We start from the raw sequence: 25,220 nt of genomic DNA on the forward strand, positions 1-25,220 counted from the left end.
CCGGGACTGGCGGGTACGATCGCGGCTCATCGCCCTGATCGTCATCCCGACCGGAGTGAGCATCGTGGTCGGCGCGCAGCAGGTCATCACGTCGTGGACGCTGGCCGGTCAATACCAGCGCGTCATGGACAAATCCGAGCTCAGCGCCTCCGTCACCGAGCTGACCCACCAGCTGGCCCTGGAACGCGACCTCGCCGTGCACTACGTGGCCGCCGACCGCACCCCCGAACGCGAGGAGCCGCTGCGCGCGCAGTTCGGCCGCGTGGACGCCGCCGCCGAGGCGTTCCGCAGAAAGGCCGCGACCATCACCCCCGCGTACGGCGAGAGCGCGTCGACCCTCACCCGGCAGATGCTCAGCCGCCTGCCGGAGATCGCCGCCACCCGCAACACCGTGCTCGGCTCCGCCCTGCTCGCCCTGCCCACCGTCACCAAGTACTCCCAGATCATCGCGGTGCTCGCGCAGTTCCACGACGAGATCGGCAAGGGAGGCGACCAGGAGGTGCTCGCCGGCGACGTGGCCGCGCTCTCCGCCCTGTCCAGGGCGTACAACGCCGCCTCCGAGCAGCGCGGCCTGCTCACCGGTGCGGCCGCCGCCGGGCGGTTCCAGAGCGGCGAACTCGACCGGTTCATCGCCGCCCGCGCGCGGCAGGAGAGCGAGGTCAGCGTGTTCAGGTCGGTGGCCACGCCGGACCAGCGCCAGTTGTACGACGACACCGTCACCGGCGCCCTGGTGGACCGGGCCGAGGCGATCCGGCTGCGCGCGCTGGCCCAGGCCGCCGACGGCAACCGCGTCGACATCGAGCCGGAGCGCCAGGACGACGCCGACCACTGGTTCGAGGCGAGCAGCGGCTCCGTGAACAGGATCTGGACCATGCAGCGCCGGCTCGGCGAGGAGATCAACGTCCACAGCAGGACGATGAAGGACGCCGCCCGCCAGGACGCGCTCCTGGCCGCCGCCTACAGCCTCCTGCTGCTGCTCGCGGTCCTGATCGTCACGGCCATCATGGCCCGGTCCCTGGTCAGCCCGCTGCGCAGGCTCCGCACCGAGGCCCTGCACATCGCCGGCGCCCGCCTGCCCGAGACGGTCCGCCTGCTGCGCGAGCGCGGCGACGAGACGGGACTCGTGCCCGCGCCCATCGGAGTCGACTCCCGCGACGAGATCGGCGAGGTCGCCCGGGCGTTCGACGAGGTGCACCGCGAGGCCATCCGGCTGGCCGGCGAGGAGTCCCGGCTGCGCGCCAACGTCAACGCCATGTTCGTCAACCTGTCCAGGCGCAGCCAGACCCTGGTCCAGCGGCAGCTCCAGATCATCGACGGGCTGGGGCAGGGCGAGCGGGACGATCGGCGGCTGGCCGGCCTGTTCACCCTCGACCACCTGGCCACGCGCATGCGGCGCAACAACGACAACCTGCTGGTCCTGGCCGGGCAGGACGCCCCCCGCCGGTGGAACGAGCCGGTCGGCCTGGCCGACGTGGTGCGCGCCGCGCTGTCGGAGGTCGAAGGGGCCGAGCGGGTCGCGGTCAAGCTCGCCGACGGCGTCGCCGTCTCGGGACAGGCGGTCAACGACATCGTCCACCTGCTGGCGGAGCTGATCGAGAACGCGCTGGCCTTCTCGCCGTACGAGACCCGCGTCACCGTCTCCACCGGGACCGTGGAGAGCGGCGGGCTCATGCTCTCCATCGACGACACCGGCATCGGCATGACCCGTGACGAGCTCGAACAGGCCAACGCCCGGCTCGCCCGCGCGCCCACGGTGGACGTGTCGGTCTCCCGCCGTATGGGGCTGTTCGTGGTCGCCCGGCTGGCGCAGCGCCACGGCGTACGGGTGCGGCTGCGCTCGCACGCGGCGGGCCTGACCGCGATCGTGCTCCTGCCCGGCTCCCTGCTCCACTCCCACCTGGGCCCGGCCCAGCCCACCCCCGCCCTTGCCACCCCGGCCTTCCTCCCTTCTTCGCCCGCCCGGCCCTCCGGCTTCTTCGCCCCACCGCCCGCCTTCTCCAGCACCTCTCCACCCGCGCCCCGGACCACCCACCCGCCCGGACCGCACACCCCGCCCGGCTCCGGACCCGGCCGGTTCGGCGTACCCGCGGCTCACACCCCGCCCGGTGCCGAGCCCGGCTACTCCGGCACGCCGGCGGTTCACACCCCGCGTGGCGCCGAGCGCGGCACCTTCGGCACGCCCGCGGCCCGGCACGTCACGCCCGGCGCCGAGCCGGAGCCCTACTCCACGCCCGCGGTCGCGAACTGGCCGTCCTTCGCCACCGACCCCTCGGACGCCCCGGGACCGGGGGACCTCGCGCCGCCGCCGGCCTGGCCGGGCCCGCCCGGTCCGTACGGCCCCGCCCCGCCGCCCGGATCACCGGGATTCGACCCGCTGCAGGTGGGGCCGCCCGCGCGGGGTGCGGACGACTACCTGCCGATCTTCGCCGCCGTGGAGTCGGCCTGGTTCGACCGCAACCGCAGCGACGTGTGGAGCTCGCCCCGGGCGGACGCCGGATGGAGCGCCGCGCAGGCCGCGGCCAGCCCGGTCGGCGACGGCGTCACCCCGTCCGGCCTGCCCAAGCGCGTGCCCAGGGCCAACCTGGTGCCCGGCACCGCCGACAGCGCCTCCACTCCCAAGGGCGTGGCCCCCATCCTCCGGATCTCGCCCGACCGGGTCCGCAACCGCCTGGCCGGCTTCCAGCAGGGCGTCCGCGCGGCGCGCGACGACCTCAGCACGGGCAACACCCCGCCTCCCGGCCCGTGGAGAACGCCTCCGGTGGAGGGCTCATGACGGGACATGGCCCGCGCCGGACTGCTCCAGCCGCGCCCGCGCGGCGAGCGGCCCGGCTCCACCGTGCTCGAAAGGGAAGAACCTCCGAATTCCGCGGGGAGTCACGGCTGGACAATGCCGGTGAGCGCATGATCAGAATAGGCGTCGTCCTGCTTTCTCGGTGGGGAGCGTCCATGTTCACACGCAGACTGACGGCGTCCTTTGCTCTCGTCCTGTTGTTCGCGAGCGGCGCCATTCCCGGCGCGGCGGCGGATGCCGGGGCCGGGACGCCGACCCATCCCGGTCCGGTGTTCAGAACGGTCACCGGGAAAAGTGCTCTGCTCTCGCTCCAGACTTTCGGCCGGCCCGATGGCAAGGATATGGTTTTCCGGATTTCGGGGTCGGTTTTCGCGGACGTCACGGGCGACACCCTCGGCTCCGCCATGCGGCACGGCCAGAAGCTCTTCAACATCGAGGGTTACAACATCCGGCGGCTCTACCGGGTGCCCGGCACCAACCAGCTCTACCAGCTCTCGCGCGAGATCGTGTTCTACACCGACCCCGCCGACCCCGCGCGGATCGTCCACGAGTGGAAGAACCCGGTCGACGGCAGGACGTACCCGGTCGTCCCCATCAACAACGACGCGGTCAACTTCGGCCCGTTCCCGATCACGCCCTCCTTCCAGGGGCCCCCGCTGGTGAGGTTGCACGACGAGACGGTGTGGACCAGCGACATCCCCGTACGCGCCGATCTGGGCGCCTCGCTCGGCGAGCGGTTCGGCCTGGTGGGCGGCGTCTACACGGCGCAGGAGATGTTCGACTTCTCGGTGGACGCACGCGAGGTCGCCGCCCGCGCCGTCCCCGGCACCGTCCCGCGCGGCGCGATGAAGACCAAGGTCAGCTGGGCCAGGACCAGCCCGTGGGCGCCGTTCATGTGCCTGGCGGAGACCGAGGTGCGCGGCGGGCTCACCTACCACGCCCGTGGCTGGTCGCTCGACTCCTACGACGACGTCGAGCCGTGGTTGCGCGCGGCGGTCGAAGCGGACCATCCGCGCTTCACCTCCGCCCCCGCCGAGCCGGGCCCGAGCGAGAACTCCTGGACGTCCTTCCACACCAAGCAGCTCGGCAAGGGCGCCACCACCTGGGCGGCCTGGTGCGCCGCCAACGGCCGGTCATGAGCACCGTACGCAACCCGCTCACCGGCTGGGCCGAGCGGGAGCTCATGCCCGCCACGCCCGCGCGGCTGGCGGACCTGGCGGCCGAGCTGCGCGTGCGCGCCGGCGGCTGGCGGGGCGCGGACAGGAAGAAGGTCCTGTCGGCGTTCGCCGCCGCGCTGGCGGCCGACGACGACCTGCTGGCCGCGCTGGTGGCCGACACCGGGCGGGTGGGGGAGTCGTCGCTGGAACGGCGGCTCGCCGCGGACCTGGTCGGGCGCTGGGCCCGCGAGGCCCCCGCGCTGCTGGCGCCGCCCGAGCCGTTCGCCGCGTCGGCGCCGGGGATCGTCGTGGGCGGCGACATGGTCCCCTACGATCTCGTGGGCGTGATCAGCCCGTGGAACCTCCCCCTGCTCATGGCCCTCATCGACGCGGCTCCCGCGCTGGCGGCCGGCTGCTCCGTGCTGGTCAAGCCGAGCGAGATGACGCCGCGGTTCATCGAGCCGCTGATGCGGCTGGTGCCTCCCGAGCTGCCGCTGAGGGTGGTCGAGGGCGACGGCGAGACCGGCGCGGCGCTGGTGGGAATGGTGGACGCCGTGGTATTCACCGGCAGCGTCGAGACAGGACGGCGGGTGGCCGAGGCGGCGGCCCGCGCGTTCGTGCCCGCGTTCCTGGAACTCGGCGGCAAGGACCCGGCGATCGTGCTGGCCGGCGCCGACCTCGACCGGGCCACGTCCGCGATCCTGTGGGGCGGCACCGCCAACGCCGGGCAGTCCTGCCAGTCGATCGAGCGGGTCTACGTCGAGCACGACGTCCACGACGACTTCCTCGACCTGCTCGCGAGCAAGGCCGCCAGAGTGGGGCTGACATGCGAGGGCGGCCCGATAGGCCCCCTCATCCGGCCGGGACACGAGCAGGTGATCGCCGCCCAGCTGGCCGACGCGACGGCCAGGGGCGCGATCGTGCATACAGGCGGGGAGATCGAACGCCACGGCGGCGGCCACTGGTGCCGGCCCACGGTGTTGTCCGGGGTCACCCACGAGATGCGGGTCATGACGGAGGAGACGTTCGGCCCCCTGCTGCCGGTCATGGCCGTGGCCGGCGCCGAAGAGGCGGTGGCCCTGGCCAACGACTCCGTCTACGGGCTGTCGGCCGCCGTCTTCGCCGCCTCGGAGCAGGACGCCATGGAGGTGGCCGCCCGGCTGCGCGTTGGGGCGGTCAGCGTCAACGACGCCTCGCTGACCGCCCTCGTGCACGAAGGCGCGAAGGACTCGTTCGGGCTGTCCGGCCTGGGCCGCTCGCGCATGGGCGCCGCCTCGATCCGCCGCTTCGTGCGCCGCCGGGCGTTCCTGGTGAACCGGTCGCCGGCCGCCGACCCGTGGTGGCACCCGCTGGAGAAGGAGTGAGCGTGGGACTTCGCGAGGACATGCCGCTGCTGGCGCGGCACGAGGGCAGGTGGGAGGGCGAGTACGTGCACGTCGACCCCGGCGGCGCCGTGCTCGACCGGCACCGCGTCGAGATGACCTGCGCCATCCTCGGCGACGCCGCCTACCACCAGACCAACCGCTACACCTGGGACGACGGCCGGGTGGAGGTGCACGAGTTCCCCGGCCGCCATCTCGGCGGCGGCCGCTGCGGGTTCGACACCGACCGGCTCAAGGGCGAGTTCTGGGAGGTGGACGAGTCCACCATCTACCTGCGCTGGCAGTACAAGGCGGAAGGGGAGGACCTGCGGCTGTTCGAGCTGATCGTGCTGAGCGAGACGGGCGACACCCGCAGCAGGGTCTGGCAGTGGATCCGCGACGGCGTGTGCGTGCGCCGTACCCTCATCAACGAGCGGCGGGTCGGCTGAATGACCGCCTACACCGCGCTCGCCCTCCAGGTGGAGACCCGCGCCGTCAACGCGGCCGCCGATCCGCGGGCCGAGATCGCCGCCGCCGTCGGGCGGATCGCCGAGCGGGTCCGCGGCTCGGCGGCGTGGCTCGGGCCCGGCCTGCGCCTGGTGGTGTTGCCGGAATACGTGCTGACCGGCTTCCCCCTGCGGGAGAGCTTCGCCGAGTGGCGCGAACGGGCCGCTCTCGACCCCGGCGGCCCCGAATACCGCGCGCTCGGGGAGATCGCCGCGCGGCACGAGCTGTTCCTGTGCGTGAACGCGTACGAGCGCGACGAGCACTTCCCCGAGCTGTACTTCCAGGCGTCGGTGATCCTCTCCCCGCAGGGGGAGGCGGTGCTGCGGTACCGCCGGCTGCACTCGATGTTCACGCCGACCCCGTACGACGTGTGGGAGCGGTACCTCGACGTCTACGGCATCGATGGGGTGCTGCCGGTGGCCCGCACCGAGATCGGCAACCTGGCGGTGCTCGCCTCGGAGGAGGTCCTCATGCCGGAGCTGGCCCGCGCGCTGGCCCTGCGCGGCGCCGAGGTCTTCTGCCATCCCACGTCGGAGGCGTCCTCGCCGGCGCTGACGCCCAAGGCGATCGCCCGCCGCGCCAGGGCCGTGGAGAACCACGCCTACGTCGTCTCGGCCAACAGCGGCGGCCTGTCCGGCATCGCGATCCCCGGAGACTCCACCAACGGCGGATCCGAGGTGATCGACCACGAGGGCCGGGCGCTGGCGCGGGCGGGTGCGGGCGAGTCGCTGGTGGCCGCCGCCGAGCTGGACCTGACGGCGCTGCGCCGGCACCGGCGGCGCCCCGGGATGGGCAACCTGCTCAGCCGCGTGAAGACCGGCCTGTGGGCCGAGGAATATGCCCGCCACGACGGCGAGCGCCCCGGCGGCCTGGCGGCCGGGCCGCGCGACCGGGCCTGGTTCACGGCCCGCCAGATCGAGGCGATCGAGCGGCTGTACGGCGAAGCTAGGCCCTGACGCCGCGGTGCCAGGAGAGCACCAGCCGCTCGACGCCCAAAAACGCGGCGTTGAGCGCGATGCCGAGCAGCCCCAGCAGCACGATCGCCGCCCACATCGCCGGGATGTCGAACTGGCTCTGCGCCTCCAGCATGCGGTGCCCGATGCCCTCGCTGCTGCCGACCAGCTCCGAGATCACCATCATGATCAGCGCCAGCGACACGCTCAGCCGCAGCCCGGCGAAGATCTTCGGGGAGGCGGCGGGCAGGATGACACGGGTGAGCCGCTGCCAGGGGCCCAGCCGGTAGACGACGCCGGTCTCGATGTACTGGCGGTCGACGTGGCGGGCGCCGTCCATGGAGTTGATCAGCACCGGCCAGATGACGCCGTACACGATGGAGGCCAGCTGCATCGGGGTGCCGATCTTGAACAGCACCAGGAACACCAGCACCAGCGCGGACGGCGGCACCGAGCGGCCGAAGTGCACCAGCGGCTCGACCAGGGCCGACAGCAGCCACGAGCGGCCGAGCGCCACGCCGATCAGCACGCCCGCCGCGCACGCCCCCGCCCACCCGGCGAACAACCTGGCCAGGCTCGGCAGCAGGTCGGCGACGGCCTCGTCGGTGAGGAACGCCCGCGACGGCGGGCCCGAGAACCACATCTCGTGCAGCCGTACGACGATCCGCGACGGCGGCGGGAAGTAAGGGGCATCCGCCGAGCGGGTGGCCAGCTCCCAGCCGAGCACGGCCACGGGCAGCAGCCAATACCACACCAACCGGCGGGCGGCGGCGGTCATGACGGCTCTCCCGCGCGCGCCCGGTGCCAGCGGAACAGGCGGCGCTCGGCGGACGTGAACAGCACGTTGGCGGACAGCCCGACGACCCCGGCCCACAGCGGGGCGGCCAGCATGCGGTCGGCCCGGTTGGCGCTGCCCGCCAGCGACTGGAACGCGCCGATCCCGCCGCCGCCGGGAGCCAGCAACTCCACGCTCACCGCCACGATCAGGGTGACGGACACGGCGATGCGCACGCCGGTGGCGATGAACGGCGCCGCGCTCGGCAGGCTCACCCGCAGCGCCACGGCCAGCGGCCCGAAGCCGAAGCTGCGCAGGGTGTCCTTGGCCAGCGGGTCGACGTCGCCCAGGCCGTACAGCGTGTTGATCAGCAGCGGCCACGAGCAGGTGTAGACGATGAGCGCGACCTTGGCGTCGTGGCTCACCGGGAACAGGAACATGGCCAGGGGGATCAGCGACACCGACGGGATCGGCCGCAGGAACTCCACCAGCGGGCGTACCGACCGCTCCACGAACGGCACCGTCCCGAGCAGCAGCCCGGCGGGCACGGCGACCGCGATCGCGATCGCCAGCCCGCTCGCGCACGCCTCCAGCGTGGCCAGCACGTCGGTCCTGAACTGCGCTTCCAGCGGCAGCCGCGCCGCCGTGACCAGCACCTGCGACATATGCGGCAGCACGTCGGGGACGAGCCCGAGGCGCCCGGCCGCCTCGGCGACGGCGAGGAAACCCGCCACGCCGAGCACGCCGAGCGCCGCCCGCGCGATCCGCCGGTCGATCATCCGCCCAGCGGCGCGAACAACTGCGCCGCGTCCACCTTGGACTTGAGGTAGCCGTAGCCGTGCAGCAGGTCGGCGAGCTTCTGCACACTGGCCCTGTCGGCCTCGAGCGAGAACGTGCCGAGCGTCATCGCCGCCGCCGCGTCGGCCGGGATCTGCGTGTACGTCGGCACGACCTCGTCGATGGCCTTGCGGTCCTCGCCCGCGATCTGCTGGGCCTTGGCCAGGGCGCGGTGGAAGGCGGCGGCGGTCCTCGGGTTCTTGGCCAGCCAGTCTTCCGTGACACCCCAGCCGTCGATCGGCACGCCGGCGGTGACGCCGTCGGTGGTGTCGATGATCTGGGTGGCGCCGTCCTTCTTCGCCGCGGTCAGGAACGGCTCGACCAGCCAGGCGGCGTCGACCTTGCCCGAGGACAGCGCGCTGATCTGGTCGGCGAACTGCACCGGGACGTATTTGACGTCGTCCGGCTTGAGCCCGGCCTCCTGCAGGTGGGCGTTGGTCAGCGTCTGCCCGAGCGCCTTCAGCACGTTGACCGCGACCGTCCTGCCCTTGAGGTCGGCGGCCGACTTGATCGGCGAGCCCTCGGCCACCACGACGCCCGCGACGTTGGGCGCGGCCTCCTGGCTGTGCTGGAAGAGCTTGAGCGTGGCCGCGCCGGAGTCGTTGATCGCCATCAGTGACACGTAGCTCGTCAGGAACGCGTCCATGCTGCCGTTGAGGATCTTCGGCATGACCGCCTGCGGAGCCTGGATGATCTCCGTCTTGACGGTCAGCCCCTCCTCCTTGAAGAAACCGCGCTTCTCCGCGATGAACAGCGGCGCCGACGACGGCACCGGCACCACACCGACCAGCAGCTGGGTCTTCTCCAGCCCGCCCGCCGAGCCTCCAGGAGCGGCTGTGCCACCGTCACCGCTCTCGCCGCCCCCTCCGCACGCGCTCAGCGAGAGGGCGATCGCCATGCCCGCGGCTAGTATCCTGGCCAGCTTCATCGCTTCTGCCTTTCTGGGGGACAAGGGGGTGCCCAGAGGGTCGTCAGGACGTCGAGCCTACGGTAGCCGATCTCGTCTGACTCGCCCTTTGTCGATCAGCTATGGGCATGGCAAGCTCGGGTCCGGCACATCTGATCATCGGACCCACCGCACGGCGCCCCCGGGCCGCGTGCCTGCTGATTGCGAGAAAGCTGATGGATGCCAAGGAGTACATGGCCGGCGTGTTCGACCGCGCGTCCGGCAGTTACGAACGCGTCGGTGTGCCGTTCTTCACGCCCGTCGCCGCCGAACTCGTACGCCGCGCCGCCCCCGGCCCCGGCGACCACGTGCTGGACGCCGGATGCGGCACCGGCGCCTCGCTCGTGCCGGCCGCCCAGGCCGTCGGCCCCACCGGCCGGGTCGTCGGTCTCGACCTCGCACCCGGGATGGTGGCCGCCGCCACCGCCGAGGTGGAGCGCCACGGCCTCAGCCAGGCGGCCGTCGTGCTCGGCGACGCGGAGCACGCAGAAGACCTGCTGCCGGGCGAGCGGTTCGACATCGTGCTGGCGGGGATGATGCTCTACTTCCTGCCCGACCCGCCCGCCGCCGTGCGCTCCATGGCCGGGCTGCTGCGGCCGGGCGGGCGGCTGGCGGCCAGCCTGCTGGTCCGGTCGAGCCCCGCGGAGGCCGAGCTGTTCGCGCTGGTGGAGCGGGCGCTGGCGCCCTACGCCACGGGGGCGGGCAGCGCGCCGTTCCACCACACCCTGGGCGCGCCGGGGGAGCTGACCGGGCTGTTCGAGCAGGGCGGGCTGAGCGACGTCGAGTGCGCGGACGTGGTGTTCGAGGTGACCGTCGGGGCCGGGCAGGTGTGGGACTGGCTCTGGTCGGCCGCCCGCAGGGCCTCGCTGGAGAGCATCCCCGAGGCCCTGCGCCCCGAGGCCAGGGCCGCGCTGGAGGCGTCGTTGCCGCGGGAGGGTTTCCTGCTGGCCCGCACCGTGCGTTACGCCACGGGCACGCGCGCGTGAAGGGTCACGCCGGCCGGGACACGTAGCGTCCCACCGGACGGCCCACGACCTTGCCGGCGTCCAGCACGTGGTGGCCGCGCACGAACGTGTCCGTCACCTTGGCGGTCAGCTCGAAACCCTCGAACGGCGTATATTCCTGCGTCGACTCCGAGTCCTGCGCCCGGACCGTCCAGGTGCTCGCGGGGTCGACCAGGCAGATGTCGGCGTCGAAACCGGGGGCGATCGTGCCCTTGGTGCGCAGACCGTACCTCTTGGCGGGGTTCCAGGAGGTCAGCGCGGCGATCCTGCCGTACGGCAGGCCTCTGCGGCGGCCCTCGGTGATCAGGCCGGGCAGCAGATACTCCGCCCCGCCGAACCCGGCCTTGGCCACGAAGACGTCGTCGCGCGGGTCTCCGAACTTGAGCTCGTCGCGGCAGCAGGCGTGGTCGCTGACCACCCAGTCCACGGTGCCGTCGAGCACGTACTCCCACAGCGCCTCGACGTCCTCGCGCGGCCTGATCGGCGGGTTCACCTTCGCTCCGAGTCCGCTGGCCGTGTCGACGTCGGCCAGCAGGTGACCGATCGTGACCTCGCGGCGGAAGTCGATGTGCGGGAACGTCGCCGCCATGCGGACGGCCGCGTCCAGGGCCTTGCGGGACGACAGGTGCAGCAGGTTGACGTTGGCCAGCCCCGTCTCGTGGGCGAGGTAGGAGGCGATGAAGACGGCCAGCCCTTCGGAGTGCTGGGGGCGGGAGGCGCTGTAGGCGGCCAGCCCGCTCAGGTCTCCCGCCTCCTCGACGAGCTTCGTGTACGCGGTCATGATCTCGGCCGTCTCGCAGTGCAGCGACAACGAGATCTCGCCGGCCAGCTCGGGCAGGCGTTCCCTGGCCGCCTGCACCCCGCGCATCACGAACTCGAAGTGCGCGTAGTCGTAGCGCTCGCCCTCCGGCAGCATGAGGAACGCCCGCTGGTCGTCGGAGCGCCCGTGCAGCCCGTGCCCGCCGTAGAACATGAAGATCTTGAACGACGGCACCCCGAACCGCTCGACCAGGTCGGGCAGCTCGTCGATGTGCCCGCTCGACATGGGCGCCAGGTGGAATCCGTAGTCGACGTAGGCCCGGCCCTCGGCCTGCCTGAGCACCTCGGGGAAGAACTCGGCGTAGGGGCCGCCCTTGTTGAGGTAGTACTGGCCGGTCCGCATGTAGGTGAGCGCGGTGGTCACGCCGCCCTGCGCGCTCGCCCGGCTCTCCGACTCGGTGTCCTCGGGCAGCGGGTTGTAGATGCCCCAGTGCTGGTGGGCGTCCACGACACCGGGGAAGGCCAGCCTGCCGCCGCCGTCGATCACCTCGCCGGCTCCGGTCAGCCCCGGCCCCACCCGGACGATGCGGCCGTCCTCGACGGCGATGTCCGCCGCCACGGGCTCGTCGTGCTCGTGGGTGACGACCTTCACGTTCTTCAGCAGCAGCTCGGTCACGGGGGAGTGTCTCTCCTAAGCGGTTAAGCGATGCGGTGGGCGTCGCGGTGCCAGGCCAGCACGCGCCGCTCGACCATGAGGAACAGGGAGTTGAGTACGAAGCCGAGCACGCCGAGCACCAGCACGCCCGCCCAGATGGCCGGCATGTCGGCGTTGCTGTTGGCCAGGCTGAGCAGGTAGCCGATGCCCTCGGTGCTGCCCTTGAGCTCGGAGATGACCATGAGGATCAGCGCCAGCGAGACGCTCAGGCGCAGGCCAGCGAAGATCTTCGGCGCCGCGGAGGGCAGGATGATGCGGAAGAGCCTGAGCGAGGCAGGCACGCCGAACACGGTGGCGGTCTCGACCTTCAGCCGGTCGACGCTGCGTGCGCCGTCGATGGAGTTGAGCAGGATCGGCCAGATGATGCCGAAGACGATCGTCGCCACCTGCACCTGGGTGCCCATCGTGAAGAGCACGAGGAAGAGGGGGAGCATGACCGGCGGCGGCACCGCCCGGGCGAACTCGACCAGCGGCTGTACGACGTCGGCCAGCCAGGCGGTCCTGCCCAGCGCGACGCCGAGCGCCACGCCCACGACCACGGCGACGGCCCACGACCCCGTCACCCTGACCAGGCTGGGTACGAAGTTGTCGACGGCCTCTTCGGTGAGGATGTACGGCCCGGAGAACCACATCTCGTACATCCGCGTCACGATCAGGGTCGGCTCAGGCAGGTACGCGATGTCGAGAGAGCGCGCCAGAAGCTCCCAGCCGCCGAGGACGACGGGGATCAGCCACAGCCGCTTCAGCAAGGTTCGCATCATGTCGTTCGCCACCTGAACAGACGCCGCTCGGCCCGTACGAGCACGGTGTTGACGACGAGCCCGAGGAAACCCGCCCACAGCAGGGCGGCCAGGACGTCGATCATGGCGTCGGCGCCGATGCCCGTGCTCGCCTGGATGAGGAAACTGCCGATGCCGGTCGAACCGCCCACGATGTACTCCACGCTGATCGCCAGGATGAGCGTGATGGACGCGGCGAGCCGCACTCCCGTCGCGATGAAGGGCGCCGCGCTCGGCAGGGACACCCGCCACAACACGGCTCCGGCGCCGAACCCGAACGTGCGCAGCGTCTCCTTGCTCACCGGGTCGACGTCACGCATGGCGTACATGGTGTTGATCAGGATGGGCCAGGACGCGGCGAAGACGATGAGCGCGACCTTGGCGTTGAGCTCGGAAGGGAAGAAGAACAGCGCCAGCGGGATCAGCGCCACGGACGGGATCGGCCGCAGGAATTCGACGAACACCCGGGTCATCTCCTCGACCACCGGGACCGTTCCCAGCACCAGGCCGATCGGGACCGCGACCAGGACGGCGAGCGGCAGCCCGACGACCGCGGCGGTGAGCGTGCCCAGCAGGTGGTCGAGGAACTCCGGGTCGACGGCGAGCGCGACGGTCCTGGCCAGCGTGTCCACGGCCGGAGGCAGCCATTTGACGGCGCCCGACGCGCCGAGAACCTGCCAGATCAGCAGAAAGCCCGCCACACCTGCGGCGTGGCGGGCGTACTTGACCAGCCGGGCGCGGGCGAGCGGGGCCCGCTCGCGCCGCGCCGGAGTGACTGTAGCTGTCATCCCTGGGTGGGAGCCGTGTAGATCATGGACTTGACGTCCATCTCCTTCTTGAGCATGCCCGAGTCGAGCATCAGGTCCGCCACGCGCTGGATGCGCTGCGCGCTCAGCGAGGTCGGGTAGGCGCCCAGGTTGATCGTGGCGGCGGTCTCTGCCGGGATCTTGGTGAAGGTCGGCAGCACCTTCGTCACCGCGCTACGGTCGGTGGCCGCGATGTTCTGGGCCTTGGCCATCGCCCGCTGGAACGCCGCCAGCGTCTTGGGGTTGTCGGCGACCCACTTCTCCGTGGCGGCCCAGCCGGTGATCGGCAGGCTCTCGGTCGGGCCGGACATCGTGTCCACCAGCATGGTGGCCCCGAGCTCCTTCTTCGCCTGGCTGACGTAGGGGTCGGTCATCCAGACGGCGTCCACGTCGCCCTTGTCGAGCGAGGAGAGCCAGTTGGTCGTCGGGACCTCGACGTACGTGAGGTCCTTGTCGGGGTCGAGACCGGCGACCTTGAAGTGCGGGTTCATGGTGAGGACGCCCAGACCCTTCAAGGCGTTGACACCGACCTTCTTGCCCTTCAGGTCGGCGACCTTCTTGATGGGGGAGTCCTTCTTCACCATGATGCCGAACGCGCCCTGCGCGCCTTGGTAGGAGTCGGCGATGTACTTGAACTTCTCGGTGCCCTGTTCCTGGATCGTCAGGATGGTGGCGTAGCTACCGAGAACGACGTCCATGGCGCCATTCGAAAGTTTTCCCAGGACCTGCTGCGGAGCCTGGATGGGCTCCTGCTTGACGGTGAGGCCTTCTTCCTTGAAGAAGCCTCGTTCCATGGCGATGAACAGCGGCGCCGAGTCCGCGCCGGGATATTGGCCGATCAGCAGGTCGGTCTTCATACCGGCGGCGGCGCCTGAGCCTTCGGCCTTGTCGTCAGAACCGGAGCACCCAGTGATGACGAGGGTGGCCACGAGCCCAACCAGGGCAGTACGCCCTAATGCACCGAACCGCATTGCGGGTCTCCTTTGAACCGGGGGGTGAGTGCGAACGGGGTGTTCAACGACGCTGGCACCTTAGCGCAGGCCATGTTTACCAGGTCACCTGGAACACCGGAAATTAACAAGATATATCCACATATATGGTATTTTGAGGTGATTTGTCCGTTTAGCGGGAAATCTGGAGTCCATGACCTGGGACTGCTGGGGCAGGCGTGGTGAATTGCGTAAAATGCAGAGCCGTGTGTTGCTTGTGATCTTTGCGGTATTGGCCGATCTCAGGTAGATGTGCTCCAATTAGCTCTCGCCCCAAGGGTGCGTCGGCGTCACATGGCAAACATGCGTAATGACGTGATCTACGTGCACCAGGCCATCCGAGGAGAGGTTGCGGAGGCAAGTGAAGACTGTGGTCCCCCCTACGGGCGGCGAACAGGGCTTAACAGAAGAAGCCCCCCGACAAGGCCCCCGTGGGCCAGAGATGTCCGAGCCGGACGGCGTGGACGCGGTCGACAAACGCCAGGCGGGGCCTCGCTTCTCCCTACGCAACTGGCGAGTGCGCTCGAAGCTGCTGGTCATCGTCGTCATCCCGACCCTCGCCGCGCTCGTGTTCGGCGGCTTGCGCGTCACCACCTCGATCGCCACCGCCGGTGAATACGCCCAGGTCAACGAAGTGGCCGTGCTCGCGAGCCGGCTGACCGCCCTCGCCCACGAGATCGAGCGGGAACGCGACCTGACCGCCCGGTTCGTCGCCCTGGGACGCCAGGCCGAGGCCGGGGAGAAGGTCCCCGGGGACGTCGCGACCCAGTACAAGGACGTCGACAAGCTCGTCGCCGGGGTCACACCGGGCATCGAGTCCCTCATGTCCTCCGACAACTCCGCGGCTCCCGAGGCCCTGCGTATCTGGAACCGCTTCAACGAGCTCGCCACCTCGCGTGAGACCGCGGTCGCCTCCCAGCTCGACGTGAACTCCGTCATCGAGCTCTACGACCGGACCATCTCCGACCTCCTCTCGCTGAACGACAAGATCGACCAGGGCGCGGTCGACAAGGAACTGTCCGCGAGCGTGTCCGGCTTCGCCGCCCTGGCCAGGGCCAAGCAGTACGTCTCCACCCAGCGCGCGCTGCTCGTCGCCGCGCTGGCCACCGGCGAGTTCGGCAAGGCCGAGCTCGACTCCTTCATCGCCGCCCGCGCCCAGCGGAACAGCGAGCTCGCCACCTTCAAGTCGCAGGTCTCCCTCCAGCTTCGCCAGGCTTACGACGACTCCGTCAGCGGCCGGTCCGTGGACCGCGCCGAGGTCCTGCTGGCCCGAGCCCTGCTCCTGCAGGACGACGGCCTGCCCCTGCGCGACCGCAGGCTCGGCCTCACCCGCGACGGCAAGGCGTGGTTCGACGCCATCAGCGAGACCATCGACGGGATGCGCTCCGTCGAGCAGCAGACGGCCGACTCCATCGTGCTGCGCAGCCGCACCCTGGAAGGCGCGGAGCAGCAGAACGCCGTGATCGTCGGTGGCATGATCGCAGCTCTGCTCCTCCTCGTGCTGCTGGTCACCGTCTTCATGGCCCGCTCGCTGAGCGGCCCCCTGCGCAGGCTGCGCAGGGAAGCGCTGTTCATCGCCGGCCGCCGCCTGCCGGAGACCGTCAAGCAGCTGCGCGAGAGCGGCGAAGACTCGATCGGGCCCGTGACCCCGATCGGCGTCGCCTCAAACGACGAGATCGGTGAGGTCGCGCGGGCGTTCGACGAGGTGCACCGTGAGGCGGTGCGGCTGGCGGGCGAGGAGGCGCGGCTGCGGAGCAACGTGAACGCGATGTTCGTGAACCTGTCGCGGCGTAGTCAGACGCTGGTGGAGCGGCAGATCACGTTGATCGACGGTCTGGAGCAGGGTGAGCAGGACGAGCAGCGGCTCGGGAACCTGTTCAAGCTGGACCACCTGGCCACGCGTATGCGGCGTAACAGTGAGAACCTGCTGGTGCTGGCGGGGCAGGACCCGCCACGCCGCTGGAGCAAACCCGTCAAGCTGGTCGACGTCGCCCGTGCCTCCCTGTCGGAGGTGGAGAACTACGAGCGGGTCGTGTTGCAGGTGCCCGACGGGGTGTCGGTGGCCGGTCAGGCGGTCAACGACGTCATCCACCTGATCGCGGAGCTGGTGGAGAACGCCCTGTCGTTCTCGCCGCGTGAGACGCGGGTGACGGTGTCGGGCAGCAGGATCGACGGCGGCGGCGTGATGTTGTCGATCACCGACTCCGGCATCGGCATGACCCCCGACGAACTGGCCCAGGCCAACGATCGCCTCCTGGAAGCCCCCACCGTGGACGTGTCGGTGTCGCGGCGCATGGGCCTGTTCGTGGTCGCCCGCCTGGCGCACCGCCACGGCATCCGGGTGCAGCTGCGCCCCCACGGCTCCGGCGGCCTGACCGCCATGGTCCTCATGCCGGAAGCGCTCCTGGGCTCGCAGGCCCCCGCCTACGGCCCGACCCCCGCGAACAACGGCATGGGCCAGCAGGACAGCATCTCGTTCGACGAGAGCTTCGGAGCCCGCCAGCCCGCGGCGCAGCCGCCCGCCCCCCAGTGGGGCGCGGGCGGAAGCTACCAGCCGGGGCCCGGGCACCCGTCGTTCCCCTCAGAGCCGTCGTTCCCGTCGCAACCGTCGTTCTCCTCGCAGCCCTCCTCCTTCTCCCCTCGGGGGAGCGCGGACTCCGGCTGGCCCTCCGATCCGCGCAACAACGGCGGCGGTTACGACACCGCCGACGTCTGGGTCCCCTCCCGTAATCCCGCGAGCCCGCCCGGCAACTGGATGAGCAGCAGCAACCCGCTGCCGCAGCGGCCCACCGGCGACCGGGCGAACGCCGGCAGACCGGACCCCGACGCGGGAAGGTACGACTTCCCCGAGACCGAGTCCGCCGCGACGGGCCCGATGCCCGCCGTGAAGCCCGCCTCCGCCGGGGACGAATATCTGCCGATCTTCGCCTCGGTCGAGTCGGCCTGGTTCGAACACGGTCCTGACAGCGGCGCCACCTGGGGCTCCGCCAAGGCCGACGCCGGCTGGAGCGCCGCCGAAGCCGTCGTCGAACCCGTACGCGACGGCGCGACGGCCGCCGGGCTGCCCAAGAGGGTGCCCAAGGCCAACCTGGTGCCCGGCTCCGCCGACACCGTCTCCGCGCCTAAGGGCGTCGCGCCGATGCCCGCGGTCTCGCCGGAGCGGGTGCGCAGTCGGCTCTCCAGCTTCCAGCAGGGGTTCCGGGCGGCACGTGATGACATCAGCGAGGGCAGGACGTATCCCTCCGGCCCCAGGAGTGTTGAAAGCAGGGATGAGCGGTCATGAGTGACCTGAGCCAGTCGGCACGCGGGGTGGATTGGTTAATCACCGATTTCGTCAACTCAGTTCCCGGGGTCGCGCACGCGGTGGTCGTCTCGTCCGACGGGTTGCCGCTTGCGGCGTCGTCGGGTTTTCCGGCTGATCGGGCGGATCAGCTGGCGGCGATCGCGTCGGGTCTGGTGAGTTTGACGCAGGGTGCGGCGCGGGTGTTCGAGGGGGGTGCGGTCAATCAGACAATTGTGGAGATGCAGCGTGGGTTGATGCTGATCATGTCGATCAGTGATGGTTCGTGTCTGGCGGTGCTGGCGGCTCCGGATTGTGACATGGGGTTGGTGGCGTACCAGATGACGCTGATGGTGGATCGCGCCGGTCAGGTGCTGACTCCGGCTGTGCGTGCGGAGTTGCGCGCCAGCCAGACCAGGTGATGTAGGTGACAGACCCCCGATGGAACAGCGGCGGCTGGAACTCCAACAGCGGCGGCTGGAACTCTCACAACAGCGGCAGCTGGGAGCCCCCGCCCCCTCCGCAACCCCCCAGCTCCGATCCGGCCTCGCCGGTGCGGCCCTACGCCGTCACGGGCGGGCGGACCGCGCCCAGGGTCAAGCTGGCGATGGAGGCCCTGGTCTCCTCGGCCACGGCCGAACACCGGGAGTTCTCGCACATCACGCCCGAGTACAAAGCCATCAGCCAGCTGTGCCTCCAGGTCAGATCGGTGGCCGAGGTCTCGGCGTTGCTGCGGATGCCGCTCGGCGTGGTGCGTGTTCTGATCGCTGACATGGCCGCCGAGGGCCTGGTCCGGGTGCATCAACCGCAGCTGGATGAGGGTAGGCCGGACGTCAATCTGCTGGAAAGGGTGCTCAGTGGACTTCGCAGGCTCTAGCCCGGGCTTGACCTCGACGAAGATCGTCGTGGCCGGGGGTTTCGGGGTGGGCAAGACGACGTTCGTCGGCGCGGTGTCGGAGATCATGCCGTTGACCACGGAGGCCGTCATGACGGATGCCTCCAAGGGCATCGATGATCTGGGTATGACGCCGTTGAAGTCGACGACGACCGTGGCGATGGACTTCGGCCGGGTCTCGCTCGACCGTGATCTGATTCTTTATCTGTTCGGGACGCCCGGGCAGCATCGGTTCTGGTTCATGTGGGACGACCTGGTGCGGGGTGCGATCGGTGCGGTGGTGCTGGTCGACACGCGGCGTCTGGCCGACAGTTTCCCCGCCATCGACTACTTCGAGGAGGCGCAACTGCCGTTCATCGTGGGAGTGAACGGCTGGGACGGCCAGTACGCGCACAGCGACGCCGAGGTCCGCGACGCCCTGACCCTGGCCCCGCACATTCCGATGGTGCGCCTCGACGCCAGGTCGAAGGACTCCGTGAAGGCCACGCTGATCAACCTGGTCGAACACGCGCTCACGGTTCGGATGGCCGTGCCCGGCTGGAGCGGCTAGCGGAGCGGCTAGGCTGGACCCTTAGACGTACCTTCGCTTCGAGGACTGGCCAACCACGTGTTCGAGACGCTATCCGACCGGTTGACATCGGTCTTCTCCTCCCTCCGATCCAAGGGGCGGCTGTCCGATGCCGACATCGACGCCACCACCCGTGAGATCCGCATCGCGCTGCTCGAGGCCGACGTCGCCCTCCCTGTGGTCAAGGCGTTCGTCGCCCAGGTCAAAGAGCGCGCCCGCGGCGCAGAGGTCTCCCAGGCGCTGAACCCGGCGCAGCAGGTCGTCAAGATCGTCAATGACGAGCTGATCGGGATCCTCGGCGGTGAGACCCGCAGGCTCCGTTTCGCCAAGACGCCCCCGACCATCATCATGCTCGCCGGCCTCCAGGGCGCGGGCAAGACCACACTGGCGGGCAAGCTGGCCCGATGGCTGCGCGAGCAGGGGCACGCGCCCATGCTGGTCGCCGCCGACCTCCAGCGCCCCAACGCCGTCCAGCAGCTCCAGGTCGTGGGCGAGCGCGCCGAGGTCGCCGTCTACGCGCCCGAGCCGGGCAACGGCGTCGGCGACCCGATCGGCGTCGCCCGCACCTCCATCGACGAGGCCAGGCGCCTGCAGCACGACATCGTCATCATCGACACCGCGGGCCGGCTCGGCATCGACCAGGAGATGATGCGCCAGGCCGCCGACATCCGCGACGCGGTCCAGCCCGACGAGGTCCTGTTCGTGGTCGACGCCATGATCGGCCAGGACGCGGTCACGACGGCGCAGGCGTTCATGGAAGGTGTCGGCTTCGACGGCGTCGTGCTGACCAAGCTCGACGGCGACGCCCGCGGCGGTGCGGCGCTCTCGGTCAGGCACATCACCGGCCGGCCCATCATGTTCGCCTCCACGGGCGAGAAGCTGGAAGACTTCGACGCCTTCCACCCCGACCGGATGGCCTCCCGCATCCTCGACATGGGTGACATCCTCACCCTGATCGAGCAGGCCCAGAAGACGTTCGACGAGGAGCAGGCCGCCAAGATGGCGGGCAAGCTCACCTCGGGCGAGAGCTTCACGCTCGAAGACTTCCTCGAGCAGATGCAGATGGTCCAGAAGATGGGGCCGATCAAAAACCTGCTCGGCATGATGCCCGGCATGGGGCAGATGCGCGACCAGATCAACTCCATCGACGACCGCGACCTCGACCGCATCGCGGCCATCATCCGCTCGATGACCCCGGCCGAGCGCCAGGACCCCAAGATCATCAACGGTTCCCGCCGCGCCCGCATCGCCACCGGCTCCGGCGTCACCGTCAGCGCCGTCAACAACCTGGTGACCCGCTTCTTCGAGGCCCAGAAGATGATGAAGCGGATGGCCGGCGGCATGGGCATGCCCGGCATGCCGGGCGGGGGCGGCCGCGGCAAGGGCGGCAAGTCCCAGAAGAAGGCCAAGAAGGGGCGGCGCGTCAGCGGCGACCCTCGCAAGGCCGCCATGGGCAAGCCCTCCGCCGAGACGCCCGCCGAGCCCAAGCAGGGCGGCGTGCTCGGCAACCTCGGCGGCAAACTGCCCCCGGGGGTGGAGTTGCCGCCCGGCTTCGACCCCTCCAAGCTCCGGCTCCCCGGCCAGAAATAACCCCGCTCCCGCCGGTGCACACCCAGGCCCGGCGGGCCCATCGGTGAGGGTTCGGGCTTCGCCCGCGAGCCCCGTCCACTGGTCGCTCAGATGAGGGTGGTGATGGGCACGGGATGGGGGCGTACCCGGGCCGATGGGGTCGTAACGGAAGTGAGGCCGGGAGCTTGCCGACCCTTTGCGGCGACGTGCCGCCGACGGTCGTGGGCAGTGTCGTCGATCTGGCAGAATGACATGTTGGAACATCGTGACCAGGCGGGTGCCCTCTCACCTCCCGCAGGACACGCCTGTCCCTGGAGCGTCGTCCTGTCGTGCCCCACTCGGCGAGGCGCCGTTCACCCACATGCGAATGCAGGAGAGACCACACCCGTGGCAGTCAAGATCAAGCTCAAGCGGCTCGGCATGATCCGCAACGCTCAATACCGCATCGTCGTCGCCGACAGCCGCACCAAGCGTGACGGCCGGGCGATCGAGGAGATCGGCCTTTACCACCCGAAGGAAAACCCTTCGCGCATCGTGATCGACGCTGAGCGTGCGGCCTACTGGCTGGGTGTCGGCGCGCAGCCGACCGAGCCGGTGCTCAAGCTCCTCAAGCTCACCGGTGACTGGCAGAAGTTCAAGGGCGAGCCCGCCCCCGAGCCTCTCAAGGTCGCCGAGCCCGCGCCTGACCGTCACGCCCTTTACGAGGCCGCGGCCAAGGAGGCGCTGTCCGGTGGCGACACCGGCACGGCCGCCACCACGCCGCCGAAGAAGGCCAAGAAGAAGGAAGAGGCCGAGGCCCTCGCCGAGACCCAGGCCGAGGGCGAGGCCTGACGTGCTCGAGGAGGCTCTCGAGCACCTCGTCAAGGGCATCGTCGAACATCCAGACGATGTCCGGGTCCGCGCCCGCCGCATCCGCAGCGGGCGCGTCCTGGAGGTCCGGGTGCACCCCGAGGACCTGGGGAAGGTCATCGGACGCGGCGGGCGCACCGCCAAGGCGCTGCGCACGGTCGTGAACGCCCTGGCCGACGGGAAGTACGTGCGAGTCGATCTGCTCGATCTGCACGAAATAGTCCGTTAGCGTCAGGTTTGCGCGCCCTCATCGGTCCTTCCGATGAGGGCGCTCGCGTTGAGAAAGGGCGAATTCACGTGCAGTTGGTCGTCGGCCGGATAGGCCGTCCGCACGGCGTACGCGGTGAGGTGACCGTGGAGGTGCGCACCGACGATCCCGAGCTGCGTTTCGCCCCCGGCACGTCGATCGCCACCGATCCGGCCGGCAAGGGGCCGCTCGTCGTCGAGAGCCGCCGCTGGCACAAGGGCATGCTGCTGGTGTCGTTCGCCGGGGTCGCCGGCCGCGACGCGGCCGAAGATCTGCGCAACACCATGCTGGTCATCGACTCCGGCGAGGTGCCGCCGCCCGACGATCCCGACGAGTTCCACGACCACCAGCTCATCGGACTGGCGGTCGAGACCGCTTCTGGGGAGCCCGTGGGCGAGATCACCGATGTGCTCCATCACGGCCAGGACCTTCTGGTCGTGCGCCGGCGCGGTGCCGACGACGCGCTGATCCCGTTCGTCAAGGCCCTCGTGCCCGTGGTCGACGTGGAGGCCGGACGGCTGGTCGTCGATCCGCCGGAGGGCCTGTTGTGATGCGGATCGACATCGTCTCGATCTTCCCCGAATACTTCGCGCCGCTCGACGTCTCGCTGATCGGCAAGGCGCGCGAGCGCGGCACGCTCGACGTACGCGTGCACCAGCTCCGCGACTGGGCCCACGACGTGCACAAGTCCGTGGACGACACCCCTTACGGCGGGGGTCCCGGCATGGTCATGAAACCCGAGGTGTGGGGCGAGGCCATCGACTCCGTGATCGGTGACGGCGCGCCGCGGATGGTCGTGCCGACCCCGAGCGGGCGGCCCTTCACCCAGGAGCTCGCGCAGGAGCTGGCGGGCGAGCCGTGGCTGCTGTTCGCGTGCGGGCGTTACGAAGGGATCGACTCGCGCGTCGTGGAGGAATACTCCGAGCGGCTGCGGGTCGACGAGGTCGGCATCGGCGACTACGTGCTGGCCGGCGGCGAGGTGGCGGTGCTGGTCATGGTGGAGGCCGTCGGCAGGCTGCTGCCGGGCGTGCTCGGCAACGCCCAGTCGGCCGTCGACGACTCCTTCGCCCCCGGGACCATGCGCAACCTCGTCGAAGGGCCCGTCTACACCAAGCCTCCCGTCTGGCGGGGGCGCGAGGTGCCCGACGTGTTGTTGTCCGGACATCACGGAAAAATCGCGAGATGGCGCCGGGACGAGGCGCTGCGCCGTACCGTACGAAACCGGCCTGAACTCGCGGCGGAGCTCGACCCCGAGACGCTCGACAAGCACGACAGGAAACTGCTCGAGGAGCTGTCGTTTCGCGTCGAGCCGGAAGATATGGCAAACTGAATCGCTGCCAACCTGTTGTGGTTGGTCTGTCATGCCCGGGAAACGGTCCTGGGTTTCATCACATCAGCAGGCGTGTCCGCCACGAGCCATGGCCGGGTGGACCTCCGCGTGCTCACGAGGACTTGAGGACAGCTCTCATGCACACGAAGATCCAGGAGCTCGAGAAGGCGACCCTGCGCAGCGACGTGCCGGATTTCCGCCCCGGTGACACGCTCGAGGTTCACGTACGCGTCGTCGAAGGCAACCGCTCCCGCATCCAGGTCTTCAAGGGCTTCGTGCTGCGCAGGCAGGGCAGCGGCGCCCGCGAGACCTTCACCGTCCGCAAGGTCAGCTATGGCGTCGGCGTCGAGCGCACCTTCCCTGTGCACAGCCCCGTCATCGAGAAGATCGTGCTCGTCTCCCGCGGCGACGTGCGCCGCGCGAAGCTCTACTACATGCGTGACCTGCGCGGCAAGGCCGCCCGCATCCGCGAGAAGCGCGAGACGACGCCCGCGAAGTAGGTCCTGCTCTTTCCGAGGTCCGCGCTACGGCGCGGGCCTTTCGGCTTTACGGGGCCGTTTCCTTTATGTGGAGCGACTCGTGCGTGGGTGTAACGTCGGTCCAGGCTTGTCGAGCCGGGACATCATCTAGGCTCGTCAGCGATGACTAGCGAGAGCCAGGAGCACGGCGCTGCGCGCCGCCCTGTCGAGGACGAGGTGGACGTGGTCGCCGAAGAGACTCAGAAGCCGGCTAAGGGCGGAAAAAAGGAGAAGAAGGGGTCGTTCTGGAAAGAGCTTCCTGTTCTTGTCGTTGTCGCTCTGGTGCTGGCCCTGATCATCAAAACCTTTGTGGTCCAGGCCTTCTACATTCCGTCGGAGTCGATGGAAAACACCCTGCTGACCAACGACAGGGTTCTCGTCAACAAGCTCGTCTACCACACGCGCGACATCGAGCGCGGTGACGTGGTGGTCTTCTCGGGCGTCGATTCCTGGGACGGCGAGTTCCAGATGGAGGAGCCGTCCAACCCTGTCGCGGCGTTCTTCCGCTGGGTCGGCACGGCGTTCGGCGTCATCCCCGGCGAGAAGGACTACATCAAGCGGGTCATCGGCATCGGCGGCGACCACGTCAAGTGCTGCGACTCCAAAGGCCGCATCACCGTCAACGGCACGCCCATCAACGAGGAGAGCTACCTCTATCCAGGCAACGTGCCCTCTGACAAGTTCTTCGACGTCACGGTGCCGCCCGAGCGGCTGTGGGTGATGGGCGACCACCGCTCGGTGTCGCTCGACTCCCGCGCCCACACCGGCGACGCGGGCGGCGGGTCCATTCCGGTGGGCCAGGTCATCGGACGGGCGTTCGTGATCGTGTGGCCGTTCGACCGCGCCGGCTCGATAGACATCCCCGAGACGTTCGCCCAACCCGCGCTCCACGCGCTCGGCGGGTCCGTACCGCTGGTCGCCGGGTTCGGGCTGGCCGTACCCTTGGTCCTGGTTCGGCGCCGGCTGCGGAGGAAGCGCTGATGGCCGTCACCAAGAAGGCGGAGGGCGTGGGCAAAGAGAAGAAAAAGAAGGGCAGCTTCCGCGAGACGGTGCTGCTGCTCGTTCTGGGGGTCGGCATCGCGCTGCTGCTGCAGGCCTTCGTGGTCGGGTCGTTCTACATCCCGTCCGTGTCGATGGAGAACACCCTGCAGCTTGACGACCGGATCTTCGTCAACAAGCTTTCTGGCAAGCCTGAGCGCGGCGACATCGTGGTGTTCAAGGGCTGGAACGGCGAAGACACCATCAAGCGCGTCATCGGGGTCGGCGGCGACCGCGTCAAGTGTTGCGACGCCGACAAGCGCATCACCATCAACGGCAAGCCGCTTGACGAGTCCTCCTACCTCTACCCGGACGATTACGCTTCCGGCGATAAGTTCGACGTCAAGGTGCCGGCCGGCAAGCTCTGGCTGATGGGCGACCACCGCAGCGCCTCGGCCGACTCACGGGCGCACATGGAGGAGCCGGGTGGCGGGTTCATCTCGGAAGACGCGGTGATCGGCAAGGCCGTGGTGCGCTATTGGCCGCTGTCGCGGGGCTATCTCTTCTCTCAGCCCGAGGCTTTCGACAAGGTCAAGTAGATCGGCTT

25 protein-coding genes are annotated in these 25,220 nt (G+C 69.9%); 18 read left to right on the forward strand and 7 right to left on the reverse strand.

Features of this window, described 5'->3' with window-relative positions:
* The first annotated feature begins 55 nt into the window (after positions 1 to 55).
* The 5 genes from ABGA98_RS30775 (at position 56) to ABGA98_RS30795 (ending at position 6,772) form a co-directional block, all read left to right on the forward strand.
* Positions 56 to 2,773, forward strand: a complete 2,718-nt coding sequence (locus tag ABGA98_RS30775) for a nitrate- and nitrite sensing domain-containing protein (RefSeq protein ID WP_347621896.1) — start codon at positions 56 to 58, stop codon at positions 2,771 to 2,773.
* 359 nt (positions 2,774 to 3,132) lie between these two features.
* Positions 3,133 to 3,930, forward strand: coding sequence for a DUF1838 family protein (locus tag ABGA98_RS30780; RefSeq protein WP_347621897.1), 798 nt, complete (start codon positions 3,133 to 3,135; stop codon positions 3,928 to 3,930).
* On the forward strand, positions 3,927 to 5,312 hold the full coding sequence (locus tag ABGA98_RS30785; RefSeq protein ID WP_347621898.1) for an aldehyde dehydrogenase family protein: 1,386 nt from the start codon (positions 3,927 to 3,929) through the stop codon (positions 5,310 to 5,312). The genes ABGA98_RS30780 and ABGA98_RS30785 overlap by 4 nt, the downstream gene beginning before the upstream one ends.
* A gap of 2 nt (positions 5,313 to 5,314) precedes the next feature.
* Positions 5,315 to 5,758, forward strand: a complete 444-nt coding sequence (locus ABGA98_RS30790; protein ID WP_347621899.1) for a hypothetical protein — start codon at positions 5,315 to 5,317, stop codon at positions 5,756 to 5,758.
* Positions 5,759 to 6,772: a nitrilase-related carbon-nitrogen hydrolase gene (locus tag ABGA98_RS30795; protein ID WP_347621900.1), complete on the forward strand. Its 1,014-nt coding sequence runs from the start codon at positions 5,759 to 5,761 to the stop codon at positions 6,770 to 6,772.
* On the opposite strand, the gene ABGA98_RS30800 is transcribed toward ABGA98_RS30795, so the two are convergent.
* The 3 genes from ABGA98_RS30800 to ABGA98_RS30810 are packed head-to-tail and all read right to left on the reverse strand — an operon-like array spanning position 6,762 to position 9,279.
* Entirely contained in the window at positions 6,762 to 7,547 is a 786-nt protein-coding gene (locus ABGA98_RS30800; RefSeq protein WP_347621901.1) for an ABC transporter permease, read from the reverse strand. The genes ABGA98_RS30795 and ABGA98_RS30800 overlap by 11 nt on opposite strands.
* The gene (locus ABGA98_RS30805) at positions 7,544 to 8,323 is read right to left on the reverse strand and encodes an ABC transporter permease (protein ID WP_347621902.1); all 780 of its coding nucleotides are present in this window, start codon (positions 8,321 to 8,323) and stop codon (positions 7,544 to 7,546) included. The genes ABGA98_RS30800 and ABGA98_RS30805 overlap by 4 nt, the downstream gene beginning before the upstream one ends.
* Positions 8,320 to 9,279 carry an ABC transporter substrate-binding protein gene (locus ABGA98_RS30810; protein ID WP_347621903.1) on the reverse strand — a complete coding sequence of 320 codons (960 nt, stop codon included), beginning with the start codon at positions 9,277 to 9,279 and terminating at the stop codon, positions 8,320 to 8,322. The genes ABGA98_RS30805 and ABGA98_RS30810 overlap by 4 nt, the downstream gene beginning before the upstream one ends.
* Before the next feature lie 224 nt (positions 9,280 to 9,503).
* Here ABGA98_RS30810 and ABGA98_RS30815 point away from each other — a divergent pair, with 224 nt between their 5' ends.
* Positions 9,504 to 10,313: a methyltransferase domain-containing protein gene (locus tag ABGA98_RS30815; protein WP_347621904.1), complete on the forward strand. Its 810-nt coding sequence runs from the start codon at positions 9,504 to 9,506 to the stop codon at positions 10,311 to 10,313.
* A 4-nt stretch (positions 10,314 to 10,317) separates the two neighbouring features.
* Here ABGA98_RS30815 and ABGA98_RS30820 read toward each other — a convergent pair whose 3' ends face one another.
* From ABGA98_RS30820 to ABGA98_RS30835, 4 genes are read right to left on the reverse strand one after another with little or no spacing between them, the layout of a single operon-like run.
* Positions 10,318 to 11,766 (reverse strand): dihydroorotase family protein, encoded by a 1,449-nt coding sequence (locus ABGA98_RS30820; protein ID WP_347621905.1) that lies wholly within the window; start codon positions 11,764 to 11,766, stop codon positions 10,318 to 10,320.
* A 23-nt stretch (positions 11,767 to 11,789) separates the two neighbouring features.
* A complete protein-coding gene (locus ABGA98_RS30825; protein ID WP_347621988.1) occupies positions 11,790 to 12,563 on the reverse strand; it encodes an ABC transporter permease subunit in 774 nt (257 codons plus the stop codon).
* Positions 12,563 to 13,372, reverse strand: coding sequence for an ABC transporter permease (locus ABGA98_RS30830; RefSeq protein ID WP_347621906.1), 810 nt, complete (start codon positions 13,370 to 13,372; stop codon positions 12,563 to 12,565). The genes ABGA98_RS30825 and ABGA98_RS30830 overlap by 1 nt, the downstream gene beginning before the upstream one ends.
* Entirely contained in the window at positions 13,369 to 14,319 is a 951-nt protein-coding gene (locus ABGA98_RS30835; RefSeq protein ID WP_347621907.1) for an ABC transporter substrate-binding protein, read from the reverse strand. The genes ABGA98_RS30830 and ABGA98_RS30835 overlap by 4 nt, the downstream gene beginning before the upstream one ends.
* 502 nt (positions 14,320 to 14,821) lie before the next feature.
* Here ABGA98_RS30835 and ABGA98_RS30840 point away from each other — a divergent pair.
* The 12 genes from ABGA98_RS30840 to lepB (ABGA98_RS30895) all read left to right on the forward strand — a co-directional run bounded on the left by ABGA98_RS30840 (position 14,822) and on the right by lepB (ABGA98_RS30895) (position 25,212).
* Complete coding sequence (locus ABGA98_RS30840; RefSeq protein ID WP_347621908.1) at positions 14,822 to 17,662, forward strand: nitrate- and nitrite sensing domain-containing protein; 2,841 nt, start codon at positions 14,822 to 14,824, stop codon at positions 17,660 to 17,662.
* Positions 17,659 to 18,081, forward strand: a complete 423-nt coding sequence (locus ABGA98_RS30845) for a roadblock/LC7 domain-containing protein (RefSeq protein WP_132515580.1) — start codon at positions 17,659 to 17,661, stop codon at positions 18,079 to 18,081. Before ABGA98_RS30840 ends, ABGA98_RS30845 begins: the two co-directional genes overlap by 4 nt.
* 131 nt (positions 18,082 to 18,212) lie before the next feature.
* Entirely contained in the window at positions 18,213 to 18,536 is a 324-nt protein-coding gene (locus ABGA98_RS30850) for a DUF742 domain-containing protein (RefSeq protein ID WP_347621989.1), read from the forward strand.
* Positions 18,537 to 18,543: 7 nt separating this feature from the next.
* Positions 18,544 to 19,104: an ATP/GTP-binding protein gene (locus ABGA98_RS30855; RefSeq protein WP_347621909.1), complete on the forward strand. Its 561-nt coding sequence runs from the start codon at positions 18,544 to 18,546 to the stop codon at positions 19,102 to 19,104.
* A gap of 57 nt (positions 19,105 to 19,161) precedes the next feature.
* Entirely contained in the window at positions 19,162 to 20,712 is a 1,551-nt protein-coding gene (gene ffh, locus ABGA98_RS30860) for a signal recognition particle protein (RefSeq protein WP_347621910.1), read from the forward strand.
* A 366-nt stretch (positions 20,713 to 21,078) separates the two neighbouring features.
* Complete coding sequence (rpsP, locus tag ABGA98_RS30865; RefSeq protein WP_347621911.1) at positions 21,079 to 21,522, forward strand: 30S ribosomal protein S16; 444 nt, start codon at positions 21,079 to 21,081, stop codon at positions 21,520 to 21,522.
* 1 nt (position 21,523) lies between these two features.
* Positions 21,524 to 21,769 carry an RNA-binding protein gene (locus ABGA98_RS30870; RefSeq protein ID WP_347621912.1) on the forward strand — a complete coding sequence of 82 codons (246 nt, stop codon included), beginning with the start codon at positions 21,524 to 21,526 and terminating at the stop codon, positions 21,767 to 21,769.
* Positions 21,770 to 21,837: 68 nt separating this feature from the next.
* Positions 21,838 to 22,338, forward strand: a complete 501-nt coding sequence (gene rimM, locus ABGA98_RS30875; protein ID WP_347621913.1) for a ribosome maturation factor RimM — start codon at positions 21,838 to 21,840, stop codon at positions 22,336 to 22,338.
* On the forward strand, positions 22,338 to 23,117 hold the full coding sequence (trmD, locus tag ABGA98_RS30880) for a tRNA (guanosine(37)-N1)-methyltransferase TrmD (RefSeq protein WP_347621914.1): 780 nt from the start codon (positions 22,338 to 22,340) through the stop codon (positions 23,115 to 23,117). Before rimM ends, trmD begins: the two co-directional genes overlap by 1 nt.
* A gap of 137 nt (positions 23,118 to 23,254) precedes the next feature.
* Positions 23,255 to 23,617 carry a 50S ribosomal protein L19 gene (rplS, locus tag ABGA98_RS30885; RefSeq protein WP_132601383.1) on the forward strand — a complete coding sequence of 121 codons (363 nt, stop codon included), beginning with the start codon at positions 23,255 to 23,257 and terminating at the stop codon, positions 23,615 to 23,617.
* 141 nt (positions 23,618 to 23,758) lie between these two features.
* Positions 23,759 to 24,616 (forward strand): signal peptidase I, encoded by an 858-nt coding sequence (gene lepB / locus ABGA98_RS30890; RefSeq protein ID WP_347621915.1) that lies wholly within the window; start codon positions 23,759 to 23,761, stop codon positions 24,614 to 24,616.
* The gene (gene lepB / locus ABGA98_RS30895) at positions 24,616 to 25,212 is read left to right on the forward strand and encodes a signal peptidase I (protein WP_347621916.1); all 597 of its coding nucleotides are present in this window, start codon (positions 24,616 to 24,618) and stop codon (positions 25,210 to 25,212) included. The genes lepB (ABGA98_RS30890) and lepB (ABGA98_RS30895) overlap by 1 nt, the downstream gene beginning before the upstream one ends.
* The last annotated feature ends 8 nt before the right edge of the window (positions 25,213 to 25,220 follow it).

The sequence above is a fragment of the Nonomuraea sp. B1E8 genome (genome assembly GCF_039871515.1).
In the GTDB taxonomy this organism is placed as follows: Bacteria; Actinomycetota; Actinomycetes; order Streptosporangiales; family Streptosporangiaceae; genus Nonomuraea.